Below are 20,855 nucleotides of genomic sequence, written 5' to 3' on the forward strand. Positions count from 1 at the left end.
GGTGCTAGAGTTAAATTAAATATGCTTTTAGAAATGTATCACCAAAATAAAAATTTGAGTCTATTTTTTGCCATCTTAATTTTCAATCAACCAAATGCTTAGGGTCTAAATTTAAACTGATAAAGTTATGAACAATGAATTAACTTACCTTATTGATGATGACTCTTTAACACTCCGGCTGACCACAATGCTTGCTAACCGGATAAGTTTTAGCAGTTCATTACAATCCTTTTCGAATGCTAAAATTGCTCTTGAATTATTACAAAAAAATGCCACAAACCATCATGATCTTCCTGATTGTATATTACTAGATATCAATATGCCGTTAATGAACGGATGGGAATTTCTAGACGCACTAAAACAATTAAACATACAAAAAGATATTTTTGTTTTCATAATGACTTCCTCTATTGAATTTTCCGATATTGAAAAAGCAAAAAAATACGCTAGTGTTAAAAATTATATAGAAAAACCTATAAGTATTGAAAAACTAGAAGCAATAAAACATTTTATAGCTATTTCAAAGTAAACCTAAAAAGTAGTAACAAAATCTTTTCTCAAACGTCATATAGTTAAACCAAAAAAACTTGACACTTGGAAACCATTTTAACCATACAAAATCTTAATAAGCGTTACGGCGCAGTACAAGCCTTGAAAGATGTATCATTTGACATTCAAAAAGGTAACGTTTACGGAATTCTAGGACCTAATGGTAGCGGAAAATCAACAACGTTAGGAATTGTACTTAATGTTGTTAACAAAACTTCTGGCTCTTACAGCTGGTTCGGCGGTACGATACAAACTCACGATGCACTAAAAAAAGTAGGTGCTATAATTGAAAGACCTAATTTTTATCCATACATGACTGCCAAGGAGAATCTGGAGCTAGTGTGTCAAATAAAAGGTATTAATTATGCCAAAGTAAGTGAAAAACTAGAATTAGTAGGCTTAACAGATAGACAAAACAGTAAGTTTAGAACCTTTTCACTTGGTATGAAACAGCGTTTGGCTATAGCATCAGCATTATTAAACGATCCTGAAATTTTAATACTTGATGAACCTACAAACGGATTAGACCCACAAGGAATACATCAAATTAGAGATATTATTAAAATCATTGCTGCACAAGGAACTACAATACTCCTTGCTTCTCATTTACTAGACGAAGTTGAAAAAGTGTGTACGCATGTTTTAGTATTACAAAAAGGAAAAATATTATACACCGGACTTGTTGATGGAATGTCCTCTAATGAAGGTTTCTTTGAATTGCAAGCTGATAACTTGCAACAACTTGTTGATGTTGTAGCAACGCATCCAGCAGTAAAAAACGTAGTAAAAACAAATGATAAAGTAATTATTTATCTACGAAAAGAACTCGAAGCAAAAGACCTCAATCAATTTTTATTTAGTAAAAATATTATCCTGAATCATCTTGTAAAACGAAGAAATAGTCTTGAAGAGCAGTTCTTAGAACTGACAAATAAATAAGTCTATTTCATTTTACTTACTAAACACAACCTTTTAAAATTTTGGCTAATTAGCCAAAGAAAATATTATACCTTATGAAAAGACTTCTTACGATAGAGTTACAAAAAATCTGGAAAAATAGAGCGAGTCGGGTTTTAACACTAGCCTACTTCATTTTACTTACGTTCATTGCATTAATAGCATCAATCAAGTTTGATTTAGGTCCATTCAAATTTCATTTGGCCGAAATGGGCATTTTCAATTTCCCATACATATGGCACTTCAATACCTACATTGCATCCATTTTGAAATTCTTTTTAGCAATTGTAATTGTTTCAATGATGGCCAATGAGTACAGTTATGGTACCTTAAAACAAAACTTGATTGACGGAATGAGCAAAAAAGAATTCATTCAATCAAAATTTTTGACAGTATTTCTTTTTGCTACGGTATCAACGGTGTTCCTTTTTATTTTGACCTTAATACTTGGATATAGTTTTTCATCCTTTACTGAAATTGATATTGTTTTTGCAGATTTAGACTATCTATTGGCTTATTTTGTAAAACTAATTGGCTTTTTCTCTTTCTGTTTATTTCTTGGAATTTTGATCAAGAGATCTGCATTTGCTTTAGGTTTCTTGTTGGTTTGGAATATTATTGAAGGAATTATAAGTGGAATTTTAACTTTCAAAGTTTTTCCAGAGGGAACTACTGCAGCTAGTATTACACAGTTTTTACCACTACAATCCATGTCAAATCTTATCATTGAGCCTTTTTCACGTTTATCAGTTGTAAAAAATATTGGTTCTCAAATTGGTTTAGAGAATAGTAAGGACTATGGAGTTTCCCTTTTTTCAATTGCAATTGTATTGTGCTGGACCGTTATATTTATATATTTTTCTTATAAAATTTTAAAAAATAGGGATTTATAGAAAATATAAGTTTAAGACGAATGGTTTAAATTCAGTATTGATTTACTTTTTTTTTGATTATTTTCAAAAATGTTCTCAAGATGTGAATATTTACATGTATACTCTAGAGCATCACAACTAGTACAGATAATTTTGGTAATATACTTCTAAAATAGCTTTAACGAGAGCATATACTTTTTCGGTTTTGCGAAAAAAACATTCTTATTTTGAGTAATTTACAAGTATTTTTCTAACATATGAAGTAATCTTATCTATTACTTGTAATAGTATGAATGCTTTAGTATTTTTTGTTTAAAAAAAGATGACCTCAATTTATATTAAATTCACAATATATATCTAAAGGATATCTGCTACTTATATTTTAATTGCAAACCTACCATTCGAGTTTGATTTTTCCCTATACAAAATTTATTTGATCAACTCTAATTATTTGAAAGCCGAACATCAAAAGATCAATTTACTTTAGAAAGATAATTTAAATTTTCCTATTTTTAGCGCATGAAAAAAACTTTACTACTACTAACGATTCTACTTTCAATTAGTTGTTTTGCACAATTTAGTAAAACGCACTACATACCACCATTATCTGGCTCCGACCAAGTTTCGGCTCAAGATCAATACTTGTATCTCTCAACTCCAAGTGTAACTCCAGTAAAAGTGAAGATAAATGCTCTAGGCGTAGGTATAACTACAGTTCAAGTATCAAAAAACACTCCTTATATTTATAATGTTGGCTTTGGAACAAATACACAGTTGCATGTTGACCCTAGCCTTTTAAACGTTCCTTTAGCAAATAAAGGATATATTATTGAAGCAGAAAATTTAATTTATGTAGCTGCAAGGGTTCTTGCTGGAAATTACAATCAAGCAGGGTCTTTAGTATCAAAAGGTATCTCAGCTATTGGTTTTGAATTTAGAGTAGGCGCTTATGTAAATACTGCAACTACAGGAAATGGAAATTTTAGATATACTTTCATATCTGTTTTGGCTACAGAAAATAATACCGTTGTTAAGTTTAGTGATATAAAAGCTGGTGTTACACTTATGGGGAATGAAGCAGCGGGAAGTAATCCTATTAGTGTTACACTAAACAGAGGACAAAGTTATGTAATAGCTACCGAAGATGTTAGCACTGCAAATAAAGATGGATTGATAGGTGTATTGGTCGAATCTAAAAAGCCCATTGCCGTAAATTGCGGCTCTTATGGCGGTACCAATGGAGATTTTAATGGAAATTTAGATTTAGGTTTTGACCAAATTGTCCCTGCTACAAAAGTTGGTAACGAATACATATTTGTTCGAGGTGTAGGACTAGACATCACAGAACGTCCTTTACTTGTAATACATGAAAACAACACCAATATTTATATAAACGGAAGCACAACTCCTGTAAATCCAACACCATTAAATGCAGGTCAATATTATATTTTAAATGGTTCTCAATTTTCAGCAAATGGCAGCATGTATGTGAAAACATCAAAAAATGTTTTTGCTTATCAAAGTGTAGGTAGTTCAAGCCAAGCTAATCAAGAAATGTTTTTTGTACCGCCATTAAATTGCTCAACACCTAATGTTGTCGATAATATTCCACAAATAGAACAAATAGGTAGCCGAACATTTTTATCAAATAGTGGACTAAATATAGTCACCGAAAAAGGAGCTACTGTAGAAGTAGAAATTAATGGAACCAAACAGCCTATAGGAATTGCGCCCAAGGATGTTATTGGTAACCCTGCCTTTGAAACCTATACATTAAGCGGCTTATCCGGAAACATCAGTGTATTTTCAACTAAGCAAGTATATGTGTCTTATTTTGGATCAAATAGTGCCGCTACTTATGGCGGATATTATTCTGGATTTGATACAAAACCTGAAGTTGTAAGTGATGTATTATCTGTTGCAACCTCAAATTGTATACCAAATGTGGTATTAAAAGTAAGTTCTATTTCATCCTATGATTCATTTGAATGGTTTTATAATAATGTGTCAATTCCAAATTCTAATAGCAACTCATATACCCCAACACAACCTGGTTATTACCAAGTAAAAGGAACTATCACGGGTTGTATAACTCCGCCTGTTTTTTCTGATTTAATACCTGTAAGCACTTGTGAAACTGACATAGACAATGATGATGTAAATGACAATATTGATATTGACAATGATAATGACGGCATCCCCAATTGCACCGAATCGTTTGGTAATAAAGGCATTGACATTTCTAATACAGCTGCTGGAGTAATAACCCAAGACACCTACTCTAACTCTTTTACTGGAACAGTATCAACATCTGCTACAGCACGTCCCACACCTTTTACCGGTAATAATGATGGCGTTTTTACTACCGATGTTGCAGCGGGTAAAGAGAATTTCGTGGCATACCAAATGAATTTTACTAAACCTATCACCGTACAAATGAGTTATGTAAATACTGCAAATAGTAGTGATTTACTTAACGCCGATGCGGAATACATCATCAATTCTGATGTAAACAAAACTATAACGGTATTAAACCCTAATGATCAACTTGTAATTGATACTAATTATGATGGTATTTATGAAAGTGGGGTTACCCAATTCACCTCCTTCGAAATTCGATTTAGGTTAAATAGTGCTGTTCCTTTAGCTGCAGGTACAGGTACTTTTAAATTTGTATCCTACTTAACAAGTTCTTTAAGCATTAAACATAAAAATCTTTCCGATACCGATTTAAATAAAGGAACTTTCAAATTTGAAGCCGTTTGTATTCCGAGAGATTATGACGGAGACGGATTTCCTGATCAGGAAGATTTAGATAGTGATGCTGATGGAATTTTTGATACCATAGAAGCACAAGTCAATGCATTACAAATTCTATCTAATATTGATGCCAATAAAAACGGTCTTGACAATGCTTTTGAACCAGGATTTACACCTCAAGATTCAGATTCTGACAGCATACCTGATTATCTAGATTTAGACAGTGATAATGACGGAATTCAAGATAGTGTAGAAACAGGAAATGACCTTGATGCTGATGGAATAAAAAACTACAGAGACATAGATAGTGATGGAGATTTATGTTTTGATGTTGTTGAAGCAGGTTTTTTAGATCCAAATACTGACGGTATTCTTGGAAATAATCCTGTCACAGTTGATTCTAAAGGTAAAGTAACAAGTGCTGTAGGTTATACAACCCCAAATAGTAATTATTCAACAGCCGCACCAATAGTAATTACAACGCAACCTAATGTTTTACCTACATGTGAATTACAAAATGCCACGGTAACACTCGATGATAATGGAGGTAACACCTATCAATGGGAACTATCTACTGATGGTATTAATTGGAATACAGTAACAAATAATTCCACATACTCGGGCACAGCTACAAAAACACTTCTTATTTCAAGTGTAACAAAATCAATGAACGGCTATCAGTACAGAGTGATTTTAAACAAAATAGGAAATTCATGTGGTTTAATTTCAGATAAAACTAACTTGACAGTATATGACTTACCTACCATTAACAATGTAACCATTGTTCAGTGTGACAACGATTTAGATGCAATCACTACTTTTAATCTTACGGTTAAAAATAATGAAATATCAAGTAATGCAAGTGCAGAAACCTTTACCTATTATACAACTTTAAATGGAGCTAGAACAGCTGATAACACAACCCTGATTACAAACCCAACGGCATTTACTAATACGACACCGGTGACAATGAATGTTTGGTCAAGAGTAAGTAATGCAAATGGCTGCTTTAGGGTTGCAACGCTTAGATTAGAAGTGTCAGCAACACAAATTCCATCAACTTTTAATAATGTGTATACAGCCTGTGATGATTTAAGAGATCTAAATGGACTTGACAACGCTAATAACAATAAAAGAGATGGCATAAGTACCTTTGATTTCAGTGCAACAGAAACGGCTATAAAAACATTACTACCAGCAGGAAATTACACGGTATCTTTTTATAGAAACCAAGCAGATGCGCTAGCCGAAACCAATAAAATATCTGATATTACAAACTATAGAAACATTGGTTATCCGGGAACACAAGATATTTGGGGTCGCGTAGATAGTGATGTTACAAATGCTTGTTTTGGCCTAGGACCTTTTGTAAAGCTGGTTGTTGAACAAATTCCGTTTGCAAATCCAGTGACGATTGCAAGACAATGTGATGACAATCAGGATGGTATTTTTACTTTTGACACGTCTACATTACATGCAACAGTACTCAATGGACAAACTAATGTAAACGTTACCTACTTTGACCAAAACAACAATGCCCTTTCAAGTCCTTTTCCTGCTTCATTCTCCACTACAACTCAAAATATAAAAGCTGTAGTTACAAATAATTCAACACTGGCTTGTAGTGAAGAAGTTACCATTGCATTTATTGTTGATGATTTACCAGAGGCGTTCTCTATACCTACAAATTTGACTACAGTATGTGATGACGAAGTTGATCCTCTTTTACAAGACGGACAATATTCATTTGACACTAGTACCTTTCAAAATAGCATTTTAGGTGGTCAAACAGGCATGAAGGTAAATTATTTTGATAAAGATGGAAATCCTTTAACAAGTCCGCTTCCTAATCCATTTGTAACGCTTACTCAAAACATAACAGTTGAAGTGGAAAATACAATCAATCCAACTTGTAAAGCAATCTTAACGATTCCGTTTATAGTTAATCCATTGCCTCCAATTCAATTAAACACCAATGGAGGAGATAACGAATTAGTATGTTCTAATTTACCAACATTCTTTGTTCAACTAAATGCTGGTTTACCCAATGGGACTAATCCTGCTGATTATAGCTATACTTGGTACAAAGATTCCAATATAATTACTAACGAAACTGGTCCAACTCTTGACGTAAATACAGAAGGTGACTATAGTGTAGAAGTGGCAACATTATTAGGATGTGAAAGAACAAGAACTATAAAAGTAACCGCTTCGGATATTGCTACGATAGCAAGTGTAGATATAGTAGATCTAGCCGAAAATAATACGGTAACGGTTGATGCTAATGGAAAGGGTGATTATGAATACAGTTTAGACTTACCTAACGGTCCTTTTCAAGATTCTAACTTTTTTGATAATGTTCCTTCAGGAATTCATGAAGTGTACATTAACGATAAAAATGGTTGCGGTACCGTAAGCAAAACAATTGCAGTAACTGGAGCTCCTAAGTTTTTCACACCAAATGGGGACAACATTAATGATTACTGGAATATAAAAGGAGTAAATAATGTCTTTAATAGAAATTCAATTATATATATTTTTAATAGATTTGGGAAATTAATAAAACAAATAACGGCATCAAGCCAAGGATGGGACGGAACGTTTACAGGTCAACCCATGCCAGCAGATGACTACTGGTATACTGTAAAACTTGATGACGGACGAGAAATGAAAGGTCATTTCAGTTTAAAAAGATAATGCTTAAAACGCTTTAAACTACAAGTTATTCACCATTTAAAGTAATAGAACAGTTTATATAAAGACGGTCTATTACTTTAAAAGGTGTTATAAAAAATAAATATGAAGAATTATATAAAATATCTCGCAATGTTTATATTGATTTTAGGATCAATGACGAGTGAGTGTTTCCCTAATTCTGAAATCAGCTCTACTTCCTATTATCAAGACTTTAATCTCACTAAAAGTACTGAAGCAGAAAATCTAAAAGGAACAAAATTTCTTTTTGACACCATTCATGATGTAAAATCAAGCTTTAAAATTAGCCTGGATATTAATCCCAAATATATTAATCCAGCTGATGTTTTATGTTTTACAAAATTTAAAATACAGCGTGCATTGTTTCAAACATTACAACCTGTTCTATATCAAAAACTATTTCTAAAAGCATTATTTGGTTTCACTAATTATACCCTTTAATTCCAAACTTAGTTTGAAATTTATTTTTAAATCTTTTTTGTGATTTAAGAAAATAAAAAGGTGTTTAATTAAACGAAATAAAAATGCGTAAACTTATAAATACAAATAGTCTAACTACTTGTAAAAGAATAATTACTGGAATCAAAAAGAAAATAATTGTAATACTTACTGCAATAATGCTAGGATTTGCAATGGGATTCCATGAAAATGAAAGCATACTCCATAAAAACTCAAAACAAACCGAGTGGCAAAATAAAAAAGAGTAAGATTTTCAAAGACAATTCAAGTTCCTTATCAGTACTTATCTTCATAAAAGTATATTTTCTCTTACCCCTGATGGGAACGGCATCCTTTTATAACACCCCTTTTTTGGGGTGGTATAAAAGATATAGTGTACAGCAGGATTAGGTTCAAAAAAAAAACCATCAACTTACGCTGATGGTTTTAAATACAATTCAAATAAATTAGATTTTAAATCTTTTTCTATCTGTTTCTGTTAAATATATTTTTCTTAAACGAATAGATTTTGGTGTAACCTCTACATATTCATCTTTTTGAATGTATTCTAAAGCTTCCTCTAATGAGAAAATAATTGGAGGGATGATTCTAGCTTTGTCATCATTTCCAGATGAACGTACGTTAGATTGTTTTTTCTCTTTCGTTACGTTTACACACATATCGTCTCCACGAGAGTTTTCACCAATTACCTGACCTTCGTAAATTTCAGCATTTGGCTCTACGAAAAACTTACCACGATCTTGTAATTTATCGATAGAGTAAGGAATTGCTTTACCTTTTTCCATAGAGATTAATGAACCTTTGTTACGTCCAGCAATTTCTCCTTTGAAAGGCTCATATCCAATAAAACGGTGTGACATAATAGCCTCACCAGCAGTTGCAGTTAGCAATTGATTACGCAAACCAATGATTCCACGAGATGGAATATTGAATTTTACAATCATACGCTCCCCTTTTGTTTCCATACTTAGCATTTCACCTTTACGCATAGTTACGAACTCAACTGCTCTACCTGATAGATTTTCTGGTAAATCAATAGTTAATTCCTCAATTGGTTCACATTTTTTACCATCAATTTCTTTGATAATAACTTGTGGTTGACCAATTTGTAATTCATATCCTTCTCTTCTCATTGTTTCAATAAGAACAGATAAGTGAAGTACTCCACGACCAAAAACCATGAATTTATCAGCAGAATCAGTTTCACCTAACTTCATAGCTAAGTTTTTCTCTAATTCTTTTGTCAAACGCTCTCTAATGTGTCTTGATGTTACAAATTTACCCTCTTTACCAAAGAAAGGAGAGTCATTAATTGTAAACAACATACTCATTGTAGGCTCATCAATATCAATTGTTTTTAAACCTTCTGGGTTTTCATGATCAGCGATAGTATCACCAATTTCAAAACCTTCAACACCAATAATGGCGCATATATCTCCAGCTATAACTTGTTCTACTTTTTTACGACCAAGTCCTTCAAAAGTATGCAACTCTTTGATACGAGATTTAGATACAGTACCATCTCTTTTTACTAATGAGATTGGCATACCTTCTTTTAAAACACCTCTTTCAAGACGACCAATAGCGATACGACCTGTAAAAGCTGAGAAATCAAGAGATGTAATCAACATTTGTGGCGTTCCTTCAGAAACTTTAGGAGCAGGTACATTAGCAACAACCATATCTAATAATGCTTCCACATTATCAGTTACGTTTTCCCAGTGGTCAGACATCCAGTTATTTTTAGCTGAACCGTAAACTGTTGGGAAATCCAACTGCCATTCTTGAGCACCTAATTCAAACATTAAGTCAAAAACTTTTTCATGTACTTCCTCAGGAGTACAGTTTTCTTTATCAACTTTATTGATAACTACACAAGGTTTAAGACCTAAGTCAATCGCTTTTTGTAATACAAAACGCGTTTGAGGCATTGGACCTTCAAAAGCATCAACTAGTAAACATACACCATCGGCCATGTTCAATACACGTTCAACTTCACCACCAAAATCGGCGTGACCAGGAGTATCAATAATATTGATTTTAGTTCCTTTATATTGAACTGATACGTTTTTAGAAGTAATAGTAATACCTCTTTCACGCTCTAAGTCGTTATTATCAAGAATTAAATCACCTGTATTTTCGTTGTCACGAAATAATTGACAGTGATACATAATTTTGTCTACCAATGTAGTTTTACCGTGATCGACGTGGGCAATAATTGCAATGTTTCTAATAGATTCCATCTGTGATTTTTAATGGCTGCAAAGGTACACTTTATTTTGATATAAAAAATATTTATACAATAGTTTACATATCCTTAATGGATTAGCAACTTAAAAAATAAGTTTTTTCGACTGCCCTATTTTAAAACATTTATTTAATTATATTTGAGTAATGAAAAGCAATACCAATAAATTAATCCTAATATACACTCTTACAACACTGACTTTTGTTGTAATAGGACACCAATTCTCCCAACACTTTGTTGCAGACCAAAGTATGTCTGTTTACAGCTTTTTTAAGGACATCATTTTTGTTATCTTGACAAGCATTCTATTAAAATTAATTTTATCAAAAAATGACGCCATCATAAGTAAGAATTTTAATAGGCTTAAAAAAAGTAACGATGCAATACGAGAATCTAATGACAAATATGATATAGTTGCAAAAGCAACAAGTGACACCATTTGGGACTGGAAACTAGACGAAGATCATTTTTCATGGAACAAAGGAATTGAAAGTGTTTTTGGTTATTCTCAAAATGAAGTAGCTGTAAACTCAAACTGGTGGTTTGACAAAATTCATCCAGAGGACAGCATCAAAATGTCAGTACGCTTATACTCTTTTATCGAACAAAAAACAGAAAAATGGCAAGATCAATACCGTTTTAAATGTGCTGACAACACCTATAAATACGTGCTAGACAGAGCTTTTTTATTAAAAGATAAAAACGGAAAAGCCATTAGAATGATTGGCGCAATTCAAGACATTACCAAACAAAAAGAGGAAGAAAACAGACTAAAACTTCTAGAAACTGTAATTATTCAATCAAAAGATGCTATTATTATTACAGAACCGAAATCAACCAGATCAAAGATTCCAAATATAATATATGTAAACCCCGCATTTACTATCATGTCTGGATACACCTCTGATGAAATAACAGGCAAATCTCCCGATTTATTTAAAAGTCCCAATTCTGATGACAACGCTTTAAGTAAATTATTCAAAGCTATTGATTTAAAAAAGGAATGCCAAATTGAAACCATTTTATCCTCAAAAACTAAAAAAGAATACTGGGTGCGATTATCAATGGTACCTATTTTTAACACCGAGAAAGAACTATCCCATTGGATCTCCATCTTAAGAGATATTAGCGAAGAAAAAAGACAGGAAAAAGAAAAAGAACAACTCATAAGAGAACTAACTCAAAACAATACCGATTTAAAACAGTTCTCTTACATCACATCTCACAATTTAAGAGCTCCGTTATCAAATCTCACAGGATTATTACAATTACTAGAAGAAATCCCTATTCACGATGCTGAATTACAAGAAATCCTAAATGGATTTAACCAGTCTACATTACTATTAAACAACACTGTTAACGACTTGGTAAAAGTAATTACGATTAAAGACAAACCAGCTATTTTAAAAGAAAAAATCGTCTTAAATGATTTATTTCAAAACGTTTTTATACAGTTAGACACCCTCATAACAACACACCATCCAGTAATTGAATTGGATTTTAAAACTCCTACACTCTACTCGCACAAACCTTATTTAGAAAGTATTTTTGTAAATCTGGTCTCTAATGCTATTAAATACAAATCCGAAACAAGAGACTTAAAAATTCGTATTGCATCACAAAAAGTAAACAATACAACTGTAATTCACATTCAAGACAACGGCATTGGAATAGATTTAATTCGAAATAAAGATAAAATTTTTGGTCTCTACCAGCGGTTTCACTTAAAACCGGATAGCAAAGGACTTGGCTTGTATTTGGTTAAATCGCAAGTGGAAATCATGGGAGGCACCATAGAAATTGAAAGCGAAATTAACAAAGGGACTACACTAAAATTAACATTTAAGAATTTAAAGTGATGCTAAATAAAGTTTTATGTGTAGATGACGACCCAATAACTCTCTTGCTTTGCAAAAAAGTAGTTGAGAGGTTTTCGTTTTGCAATGAAATTATCACATCTACTAATGGAGAGGAAACACTTCATTATTTCAACACATTACTAGATTCTCCCGCATCAAAACCAGATTTAATATTCCTAGACCTAAATATGCCTGTAATGGGAGGTTGGGAGTTTTTAGATGCATTTAAAACCCCTAAATACAAAGATTTTCATACTACAAAAATTGTAGTCTTATCCTCTACAATAGATCCTAACGATTTAAAGAAATCTCAAACCTACCCTATGGTTATTGCTTTTTTACCAAAACCTATTAGCAAATCAATGTTAGAGTATTTAAAAGAAATAGTTGTATAAAAAAAAGTTCCCGAAAAATCGAGAACTTCTTTTTAAAATATTTTATTATATCTAAATATTACAATTTAGCAACAAGCTTAGTTAACTTAGATTTTAAGTTTGATGCTTTGTTATTGTGTATGATATTTTTCTTAGCCAATTTATCAATCATTGAGATAACATTAGATAATTTTGCAGATGCTTCAGATTTATCAGTAGCTAATCTTAATGCTTTGATAGCATTACGAGTAGTTTTGTGTTGGTATCTGTTTAACACTCTTTTCTTTTCGTTACTTCTAATTCTTTTTAGAGCTGATTTATGATTTGCCATTATATTGCTTTTTTATCTTTTACTAATTTGTTTGTAGTCCGTAAGGGAATCGAACCCCTGTTACCAAGACGAAATCTTGGCGTCCTAACCCCTAGACGAACGGACCATATTCTCCTAAGTTTTTATCAATATGTGAATTGAATTGTAGCCCGTAGCGGAATCGAACCGCTCTTACATGGATGAAAACCATGCGTCCTAACCGATAGACGAACGGGCCATTTTTCCCTTATTACTTTAGGAAACGCAAAAAAAAGTAGTAGCCCGTAGCGGAATCGAACCGCTCTTACATGGATGAAAACCATGCGTCCTAACCGATAGACGAACGGGCCTTGCTTCTCTAATGCGGATGCAAAAATACAACTATTTTCGAAACGAGCAATAGCTTGTACATTTTTTTTTTACTTTTTTTAATAGGCCTTTGCAAACAGTACGCGTCCTGCTGATGGAGCGCCTGTAAAAACGCAATTTCCAGTCTCTTCTACTCTATTCAAAGGAACACATCTAATAGTAGCTTTTGTAAGGTCTTTGATTTTTTCCTCAGTTTCTGCTGTACCATCCCAATGTGCTGAGACAAAACCTCCTTTATTTTCTAAAATTTCTTTAAACTCCTCAAAACTATTTACCTCGGTAACGTGCGTATCTCTATACTCTAGTGCTTTTGCAAACAAATCATTTTGTATTTGCTCTAGTAATGAAGTAATATAATTTTCTATTCCTTCTTTAGCGACCACTTCCTTTGATAATGTATCTCTTCGAGCTATTTCAAAAGTACCGTTTTCTAGATCTTTAGGTCCAACCGCAATTCGAACAGGAACTCCTTTCAACTCCCATTCTGCAAACTTAAATCCTGGTTTTTGAGTCGTTCTATCATCAAATTTTACAGAAACGTTCAATTTACGCAAGCTTGCAATAAGTACATTTACCTCTGCAGATATTGCTGCTAACTGTTCATCTGACTTATATATAGGTACAATAACAACTTGTATTGGCGCTAAGCTTGGAGGCAAAACTAGACCTTGATCATCAGAATGCGTCATTACAAGCGCACCCATTAATCGTGTTGATACTCCCCAAGAAGTTCCCCAAACGTATTCTTGCTTACCCTCTGCATTTGCAAATTTCACATCAAAAGCTTTTGCAAAGTTTTGACCTAAAAAGTGAGATGTCCCTGCTTGTAAAGCTTTACCATCTTGCATTAGGGCTTCTATACAATATGTTTCTTCGGCACCAGCAAAACGCTCCGTTTCTGTTTTCAAGCCTTTAATAACCGGTATAGCCATGAATCGTTCTGCAAAATCAGCATACACGTTCATCATTTTTTCAGATTCTTCAACCGCCTCGGCTCTTGTAGCATGAGCAGTATGCCCTTCTTGCCATAAAAACTCAGCCGTACGTAAAAACAAACGTGTTCTCATTTCCCATCGCACCACATTAGCCCACTGATTAATCAATAATGGTAAGTCTCTATATGATTGTACCCATCCTTTATAGGTAGACCAAATAATAGCTTCACTAGTAGGTCGCACAATAAGCTCCTCTTCTAGTTTTGCGTTTGGGTCAACCATTAATTTTCCTGGCTTGTCTGGATCATTTTTCAATCTGTAATGCGTAACAATGGCGCACTCCTTAGCAAAACCTTCAGCATTTTTCTCCTCAGCTTCAAACATACTTTTGGGAACAAAAAGCGGGAAATACGCATTTTGATGCCCCGTTTCTTTAAACATTTTATCCAATTCAGCTTGCATTTTTTCCCAAATTGCATAACCGTATGGCTTAATTACCATACAACCTCTCACTCCTGAATTTTCGGCTAAATCGGCCTTGACAACCAATTCGTTATACCATTTTGAATAATCTTCCGCTCTTGTAGTTATGTTCTTACTCATACTGAATAGTTTGGCACAAATATTGCATTAATAATTTTAAATAAATAGTTCCGCAAAACTAACTATTTTTGTAATGTGCAACAATAAAAACTCCATATATATGAAAACTTATACCCTACCCTTGCAGAAACCTATGATGCTTTACTTGTTTGGATTCATAAGCATTATTTTTAGTTCGTGTGGCTCTTATCAAAACAGCTCTTATTATGATTCTGATGGGATTTACGGAGGCACAGTAAATAGACCTGAAAGAAGTACGCAAACAGCCGAAACTTCTTCAAGTCCATACACTAGTTATTTTAATTCTTTACAAAACAACAATGAGCCTATAGAAATCTTAACAGATATTGACAATTATAACACTGACAATGACTCTATACAAACCTACACCAATTATGCTGGCTGGGGAAGCAATCCGCAAAGTGTAAGCATAAATGTTTACGATAACAGCTGGGGATTTAATAATTGGGGATGGAATAACGGTTTTGGATGGGGTGGAAATCCTGGTTGGGGATGGAATAGCTTTGGCTGGAATAACTTTGGCTGGAATAACTGGGGTTGGAACAATTGGGGATGGAATACTGGCTGGGGCTGGGGCGGATATCCTGGTTGGGGCTGGAATGCTGGTTTTGGCTGGGGTGGAAACATCGGTTTTGGTTGGAACAATTGGTACGGAAATAATTGGGGATATGCTCCTCATTACAATCCAAGAAACTACAGCTACAATGCAGGCAGAAGAGGATCTAGTTATGCTAATGCTTCAAACTCAAACAGAGGGGCATCGGGTTATAATAGAAATGGTAATACTGTAGGCGCTAGAAGAACTGACGGTAATTATTACAATTCTAACGGAACAAATTTTGGAAGAGGCTCTTCAAGCAGAATGAGTAGAACTAGCCCTGTTTTTTCTAGAAATCAATCTCAAGACAACGGAACTTACAATTCAAATCGTCGAGGATCATCAACACGTTCAGAAAATAGTTCTAATTCTCGTACCTACACGCCATCAAGAAGCGAATCAAACTCAAGATCATACACTCCAAGCTCTAATTCTGGATCTTCTAGAAGCAGTGGAAGCTATGGCGGTGGGGGTGGCGGAAGATCATCTGGCGGTGGCGGAAGAGGCGGAAGAGGTTAATATCCCTAAATTTGAACTACAAACATTATTTAAAAACGTATGAAAAAATATATTTGGTTACTCGCTATAGGACTTACAATAAATGCATTGCAAGCACAAGAAGTATCTGACGCAGTGCGCTATTCACAGGACAATTTAAATGGTACTGCAAGATTTAGAGCCATGAGTGGAGCCTTTGGCGCACTGGGCGGTGATTTATCATCTTTGAATGTAAATCCAGCAGGTTCTGCTATATTTGCTAACAATCAAATGGGTCTTACCTTAACAAACTTTAGCAACAAAAACAATTCAAATTATTTTGGGACCACTAATAGCACTAAGAACAACTCAATTGATTTAAACCAAGCTGGTGCGGTATTTGTTTTTGAAAATAACGCCAAACCAAACTGGTCAAAAGTCACCATTGGTATTAATTATGAAAACGCGAATAATTTTACTAACGATTTTTTCTCCTCTGGCACAAATAGAAACAATACCGTAGCTGATTATTTTTTATTTTATGCCAATAGAGGCAACAATGGAGCACCTGTCCCACAACAATTTGTAAACACAGAGCAAGGGGAATCAATCAGTGATTTATATTCTTTTTTAGGAAACAATCTTCCTGATAGTCAGTTTCCGGGATTAAGTGGATATGATGCTCAACAAGCTTTTTTAGGATATCAGGCTTTTATCATTGATGCCGTTAATGAAAATAATCCAAATTCACCTTTTTCATCTAATGTACCAGCAGCCAATTATTTTCATCAAAACGCTGTTTTTAATACTGGCTATAACGGAAAACTAACTTTTAACATAGCAACTTCATATAAAGATAAGTTCTATTTTGGGTTGAATTTAAACTCGCATTTTACAGATTATATTAGATCTACAAGATTTACTGAAAGAAACGATGCTCCTGTAACCAATGATTTTAGAGTAAGCCAAATACAGTTTGACAATGACTTAAACACTTATGGAACTGGATTTTCATTTCAAATAGGTGCAATTGCAAAAGTAACCAAGGAACTGCGCTTTGGTTTAGCACATGAATCATCTACTTGGTATAGATTAACTGATGAGTTATCACAAAGTGTAGTAGCCATTAGCAGAAACAGTTCCGAAACTTTACCCGCTGATGTTGTTAATCCAAATGTTATAAATGTATACCAACCGTATAAATTACAAACTCCTAGTAAAACAACCGTAAGTTTAGCGTATGTATTTGGTAAAAAAGGATTAATCAGTGTTGATTATGCTATGAGAAACTTTAGCTCTACAGCATTCAAACCTAAAAACGATGCGTTTTTTATGGGACTTAACAACGCCATGAGCAATACTCTTGACAATACAGGAGAGGTACGTGTAGGCGGTGAATATAAAATCAAAGCTTTAAGTCTAAGAGCTGGTTATAGGTACGAACAAAGTCCTTACAAGAACACGGAAATCATGGGTGATTTAACGGGATATTCAGCAGGTTTAGGATATAATTTTGGATCTACAAAATTAGATTTGTCTTACGCCAATGCCACACGTAATACCCAACAAGGTTTCTTTAACCAAGGACTTATTGATGGAGCCAGAATAGCCAATATCAATAATAATGTGTCGTTAACATTATTATTTGAATTGTAATTTTAATTATCGAACATTACAAATCCGTCTCGTTATGCAAACAAGACGGATTTTTTTTGCTCTGATGGTCCCGAAGCGTCAGGAGAAATCCTCCCTATTTCCAAGAGATTACTTCACTTTGCATCCATTTTTCAGGAGTTAAGCGAACTTTGTTTGAATCATACAGCACTAAATAGCTCCTAATAATTTGAAAACGGGTTGAAAAAAGTTCTGTTTGAATAAAAAATTGTAATTTTGCAAAATTCCCAAATTATCGGGATGCTACTACTATGAGAACGAAGTCTTTAAAAAAGAATAAAATAAATGTCATCACCCTTGGGTGTTCAAAAAATGTATATGATAGTGAAGTCCTTATGGGTCAGCTTCGCGCTAATGGAAAAGAGGTTACTCATGAAGCGCCCGAGGCTGAGGAAGGAAATATTATTGTCATTAATACATGTGGATTTATTGATAATGCCAAAGCTGAATCAGTAAACATGATTTTGGAATACGCTGATAAAAAAGAGAGAGGACTAGTAGACAAAGTGTTTGTAACCGGATGTTTATCTGAACGTTACAGACCTGATTTAGAAAAGGAAATCCCTAATGTGGATCAGTTTTTTGGAACAACTGAACTGCCTCAGCTATTGAAAGCTCTTGGCGCTGATTATAAGCATGAATTATTAGGTGAGCGATTGACAACAACACCTAAAAACTACGCTTATTTAAAAATCTCAGAAGGTTGTGATAGACCATGTAGTTTTTGTGCAATACCACTTATGCGAGGAAAAAACGTCTCGCAAACTATAGAAAAATTAGTAAAAGAAGCGGAAGGTTTAGCTAAAGATGGCGTTAAAGAGCTGATATTGATAGCGCAAGACCTTACCTATTATGGTTTAGACTTGTACAAAAAAAGAGCATTAGGAGAATTGCTTGAAGCCCTGGTAAAAGTTGAGGGCATAGAATGGATCCGTTTGCATTATGCATTCCCAACAGGTTTTCCTATGGACGTTCTTGAAATCATGAAACGCGAACCAAAAATTTGTAATTACATTGATATTCCGTTGCAACACATTGCAGATTCTGTTTTAAAATCGATGCGTCGTGGAACTACACAACAAAAAACCACAAAATTATTAAAAGATTTTAGAGAAGCCGTCCCTGGAATAGCGATTCGTACAACTTTGATTGTAGGGTACCCTGGAGAAACTCAAGAAGATTTTAATATTTTGAAAGAGTTTGTTCAAGAAATGAAATTTGACAGAATGGGATGCTTTGCTTACTCACATGAGGAAAACACACACGCCTATTTACTTGAAGATGACGTGCCAGATACGGTAAAACAAGATCGTGCCAACGAAATAATGGAATTACAGTCGCAAATTTCTTGGGATTTAAATCAAGAAAAAATTGGACAAACTTACCGTTGTATTATTGACAGAAAAGAAGGTGCACATTTTATAGGACGTACAGAATTTGATAGCCCTGATGTAGACAACGAAGTATTAATTGACGCCTCTAAACATTATGTAAAAACAGGTGAGTTTGTCATGATTAAGATTATTGATGCAACAGAATTTGATCTTTACGGAGAACCCGCTTAAAAACTTTTATTCTAAAAATACGATTATGAGAATTTCAATTTTGTTACTACTTTTTTTTGTTTTAACATCTTCAATTACACACGCCCAATTCAACAACAATGGTTTTGGCAACAATGGTATGATGGGTAATAATCGCAGAATTAATAATACCATGGATCAAAGCCGTGCTCCAGAAAAGCCAAAGGAAATTCCTGTTGAAGTAACCGTAGGCAAGGTAATGGAGCGTTTAAAACCTGAACTAGTTCTTGATGAGTTACAAGCCATTGCAATTTCAAACATTTTAACAGAAAGTATTAGAACACAAGGAATGCTTATTAAGGCCGAAGTAAGTCATGAAGATAAAGTAAAAAACATCAACGCCTTATCTGAAACTACGGACAGAAAAATTATGGAATTGCTTAATAAAGACCAAAAAGAAAAATTTATACTCATAAATGAGGAAGCAAAGAACCCTAAGAAAAAAGAGAAGAAAAAGTCTAAAGAACAATCTTAAAATAAAACAATTGAGCCAAATTATGAAAAACTTTTTTTACTTCTTTTGTTTAGCTGCACTAGCTGTTTCATGTGGTACCAACCCATATAAAAAAAGTGAAAAAATTTACGATTCTAAGCTAAAAACACTAGAAGGGACTATTGCTAATAAAGATCCTCAAACCTTACCTGTAATTGCTCATGTAACACTTAATATTGATACACTTTACACAAAACAATTACAAACTTACAAAGACACCCTTTTTAAAATGGGACCTACGCCATTGCAAAATGGCATAAGTACAGAGTGGATAGGTACTGTTAATTTTAATTTAAGAAAACCTAACTTTATCATTATTCACCATACCGCGCAAGACTCTATTCAACAAACCATTAAAACATTTACAAAAACAGCAACACAGGTTAGCGCACATTATGTAGTAGGTGAAGATGGAAAAGTAATTCAAATGCTTAATGATTATTTAAGAGCATGGCATGCAGGAAATGGTTCATGGGGTAAAAATACCGATATAAATTCAAGCTCTATAGGTATTGAACTAGACAATAATGGATCTGAAGTTTTTACAGAACCGCAAATCAATAGTTTACTAGCTTTATTGACTAAATTAAAAAAAGATCATAATATCCCTGCTCAAAACATCATTGGGCATGCAGACATTGCTCCTACTCGAAAAAAAGATCCTAGCATTTTTTTTCCTTGGAAAATTTTAGCCGAAAAGGGCTTTGGAGTTTGGCCTGACGAATTTTTAGTTACAGCACCCGCTGATTTTAACCCTGAACTAGGATTGCGAATAATTGGGTATGATACCAAAAATTTAACAGCAGCCGTTACCGCTTTTAAACTTCATTTTATGCAAAATGAGGTCAACGGAATTATAGATGAGCTGACTAAAAACACGATTTACTCTATTTACAAGAAGCAATAAGACACAAAGTATTTATTCTTGTGTTTACCAAAAAGAACTGCCAACACCTTGACGATATTGGCAGAAAAAAAAAAAAAAAAAAAAAAAAAAAA

At 33.7% G+C, this 20,855-nt stretch carries 16 protein-coding genes and 3 tRNA genes; 13 read left to right on the forward strand and 6 right to left on the reverse strand.

Features of this window, described 5'->3' with window-relative positions; genetic code table 11:
- Positions 1–127: 127 nt before the first annotated feature.
- The 6 genes from FPG59_RS06370 (at position 128) to FPG59_RS06395 (ending at position 8,560) form a co-directional block, all read left to right on the forward strand.
- On the forward strand, positions 128–529 hold the full coding sequence (locus FPG59_RS06370) for a response regulator (RefSeq protein ID WP_086453790.1): 402 nt from the start codon (positions 128–130) through the stop codon (positions 527–529).
- A 65-nt stretch (positions 530–594) separates the two neighbouring features.
- The gene (locus tag FPG59_RS06375; RefSeq protein WP_086453791.1) at positions 595–1,488 is read left to right on the forward strand and encodes an ABC transporter ATP-binding protein; all 894 of its coding nucleotides are present in this window, start codon (positions 595–597) and stop codon (positions 1,486–1,488) included.
- 74 nt (positions 1,489–1,562) lie between these two features.
- The gene (locus FPG59_RS06380) at positions 1,563–2,399 is read left to right on the forward strand and encodes an ABC transporter permease (RefSeq protein ID WP_086453792.1); all 837 of its coding nucleotides are present in this window, start codon (positions 1,563–1,565) and stop codon (positions 2,397–2,399) included.
- A gap of 498 nt (positions 2,400–2,897) precedes the next feature.
- Entirely contained in the window at positions 2,898–7,835 is a 4,938-nt protein-coding gene (locus FPG59_RS06385; RefSeq protein ID WP_086453793.1) for a T9SS type B sorting domain-containing protein, read from the forward strand.
- Between the two features lie 102 nt (positions 7,836–7,937).
- Positions 7,938–8,294, forward strand: a complete 357-nt coding sequence (locus FPG59_RS06390; protein ID WP_086453794.1) for a hypothetical protein — start codon at positions 7,938–7,940, stop codon at positions 8,292–8,294.
- 83 nt (positions 8,295–8,377) lie between these two features.
- Positions 8,378–8,560 carry a hypothetical protein gene (locus FPG59_RS06395; protein ID WP_086453795.1) on the forward strand — a complete coding sequence of 61 codons (183 nt, stop codon included), beginning with the start codon at positions 8,378–8,380 and terminating at the stop codon, positions 8,558–8,560.
- 198 nt (positions 8,561–8,758) lie between these two features.
- On the opposite strand, the gene typA is transcribed toward FPG59_RS06395, so the two are convergent.
- Positions 8,759–10,555 carry a translational GTPase TypA gene (gene typA, locus FPG59_RS06400; protein ID WP_086453796.1) on the reverse strand — a complete coding sequence of 599 codons (1,797 nt, stop codon included), beginning with the start codon at positions 10,553–10,555 and terminating at the stop codon, positions 8,759–8,761.
- Between the two features lie 151 nt (positions 10,556–10,706).
- Here typA and FPG59_RS06405 point away from each other — a divergent pair, with 151 nt between their 5' ends.
- Positions 10,707–12,419: a PAS domain S-box protein gene (locus tag FPG59_RS06405; protein ID WP_086453797.1), complete on the forward strand. Its 1,713-nt coding sequence runs from the start codon at positions 10,707–10,709 to the stop codon at positions 12,417–12,419.
- Complete coding sequence (locus tag FPG59_RS06410) at positions 12,419–12,814, forward strand: response regulator (RefSeq protein WP_086453798.1); 396 nt, start codon at positions 12,419–12,421, stop codon at positions 12,812–12,814. The genes FPG59_RS06405 and FPG59_RS06410 overlap by 1 nt, the downstream gene beginning before the upstream one ends.
- A 58-nt stretch (positions 12,815–12,872) precedes the next feature.
- On the opposite strand, the gene rpsT is transcribed toward FPG59_RS06410, so the two are convergent.
- From rpsT to proS, 5 genes are all read right to left on the reverse strand, one after another.
- A complete protein-coding gene (gene rpsT, locus FPG59_RS06415; protein WP_086453799.1) occupies positions 12,873–13,124 on the reverse strand; it encodes a 30S ribosomal protein S20 in 252 nt (83 codons plus the stop codon).
- Positions 13,125–13,158: 34 nt separating this feature from the next.
- A tRNA-Glu gene (locus FPG59_RS06420) sits at positions 13,159–13,230 on the reverse strand.
- Between the two features lie 39 nt (positions 13,231–13,269).
- Positions 13,270–13,341: transfer RNA gene (locus FPG59_RS06425), tRNA-Glu, on the reverse strand.
- A 40-nt stretch (positions 13,342–13,381) separates the two neighbouring features.
- Positions 13,382–13,453: transfer RNA gene (locus tag FPG59_RS06430), tRNA-Glu, on the reverse strand.
- Between the two features lie 78 nt (positions 13,454–13,531).
- Positions 13,532–15,010 (reverse strand): proline--tRNA ligase, encoded by a 1,479-nt coding sequence (proS, locus tag FPG59_RS06435; protein ID WP_086453800.1) that lies wholly within the window; start codon positions 15,008–15,010, stop codon positions 13,532–13,534.
- 100 nt (positions 15,011–15,110) lie between these two features.
- Between proS and FPG59_RS06440 the strand changes: the two genes are divergently transcribed.
- The 5 genes from FPG59_RS06440 (at position 15,111) to FPG59_RS06460 (ending at position 20,763) form a co-directional block, all read left to right on the forward strand.
- The gene (locus FPG59_RS06440; RefSeq protein ID WP_086453801.1) at positions 15,111–16,148 is read left to right on the forward strand and encodes a hypothetical protein; all 1,038 of its coding nucleotides are present in this window, start codon (positions 15,111–15,113) and stop codon (positions 16,146–16,148) included.
- Between the two features lie 39 nt (positions 16,149–16,187).
- The gene (locus FPG59_RS06445; protein WP_086453802.1) at positions 16,188–17,762 is read left to right on the forward strand and encodes an OmpP1/FadL family transporter; all 1,575 of its coding nucleotides are present in this window, start codon (positions 16,188–16,190) and stop codon (positions 17,760–17,762) included.
- Positions 17,763–18,031: 269 nt separating this feature from the next.
- Positions 18,032–19,345 carry a 30S ribosomal protein S12 methylthiotransferase RimO gene (gene rimO, locus FPG59_RS06450; protein WP_086453803.1) on the forward strand — a complete coding sequence of 438 codons (1,314 nt, stop codon included), beginning with the start codon at positions 18,032–18,034 and terminating at the stop codon, positions 19,343–19,345.
- Positions 19,346–19,370: 25 nt separating this feature from the next.
- On the forward strand, positions 19,371–19,838 hold the full coding sequence (locus FPG59_RS06455) for a hypothetical protein (RefSeq protein ID WP_086453804.1): 468 nt from the start codon (positions 19,371–19,373) through the stop codon (positions 19,836–19,838).
- Positions 19,839–19,860: 22 nt separating this feature from the next.
- Positions 19,861–20,763: an N-acetylmuramoyl-L-alanine amidase gene (locus FPG59_RS06460; RefSeq protein ID WP_086453805.1), complete on the forward strand. Its 903-nt coding sequence runs from the start codon at positions 19,861–19,863 to the stop codon at positions 20,761–20,763.
- Positions 20,764–20,855 lie beyond the last annotated feature (92 nt).

Source organism: Flavobacterium sp. FPG59 (assembly GCF_002150205.1).
Lineage (GTDB): Bacteria > Bacteroidota > Bacteroidia > Flavobacteriales > Flavobacteriaceae > Flavobacterium.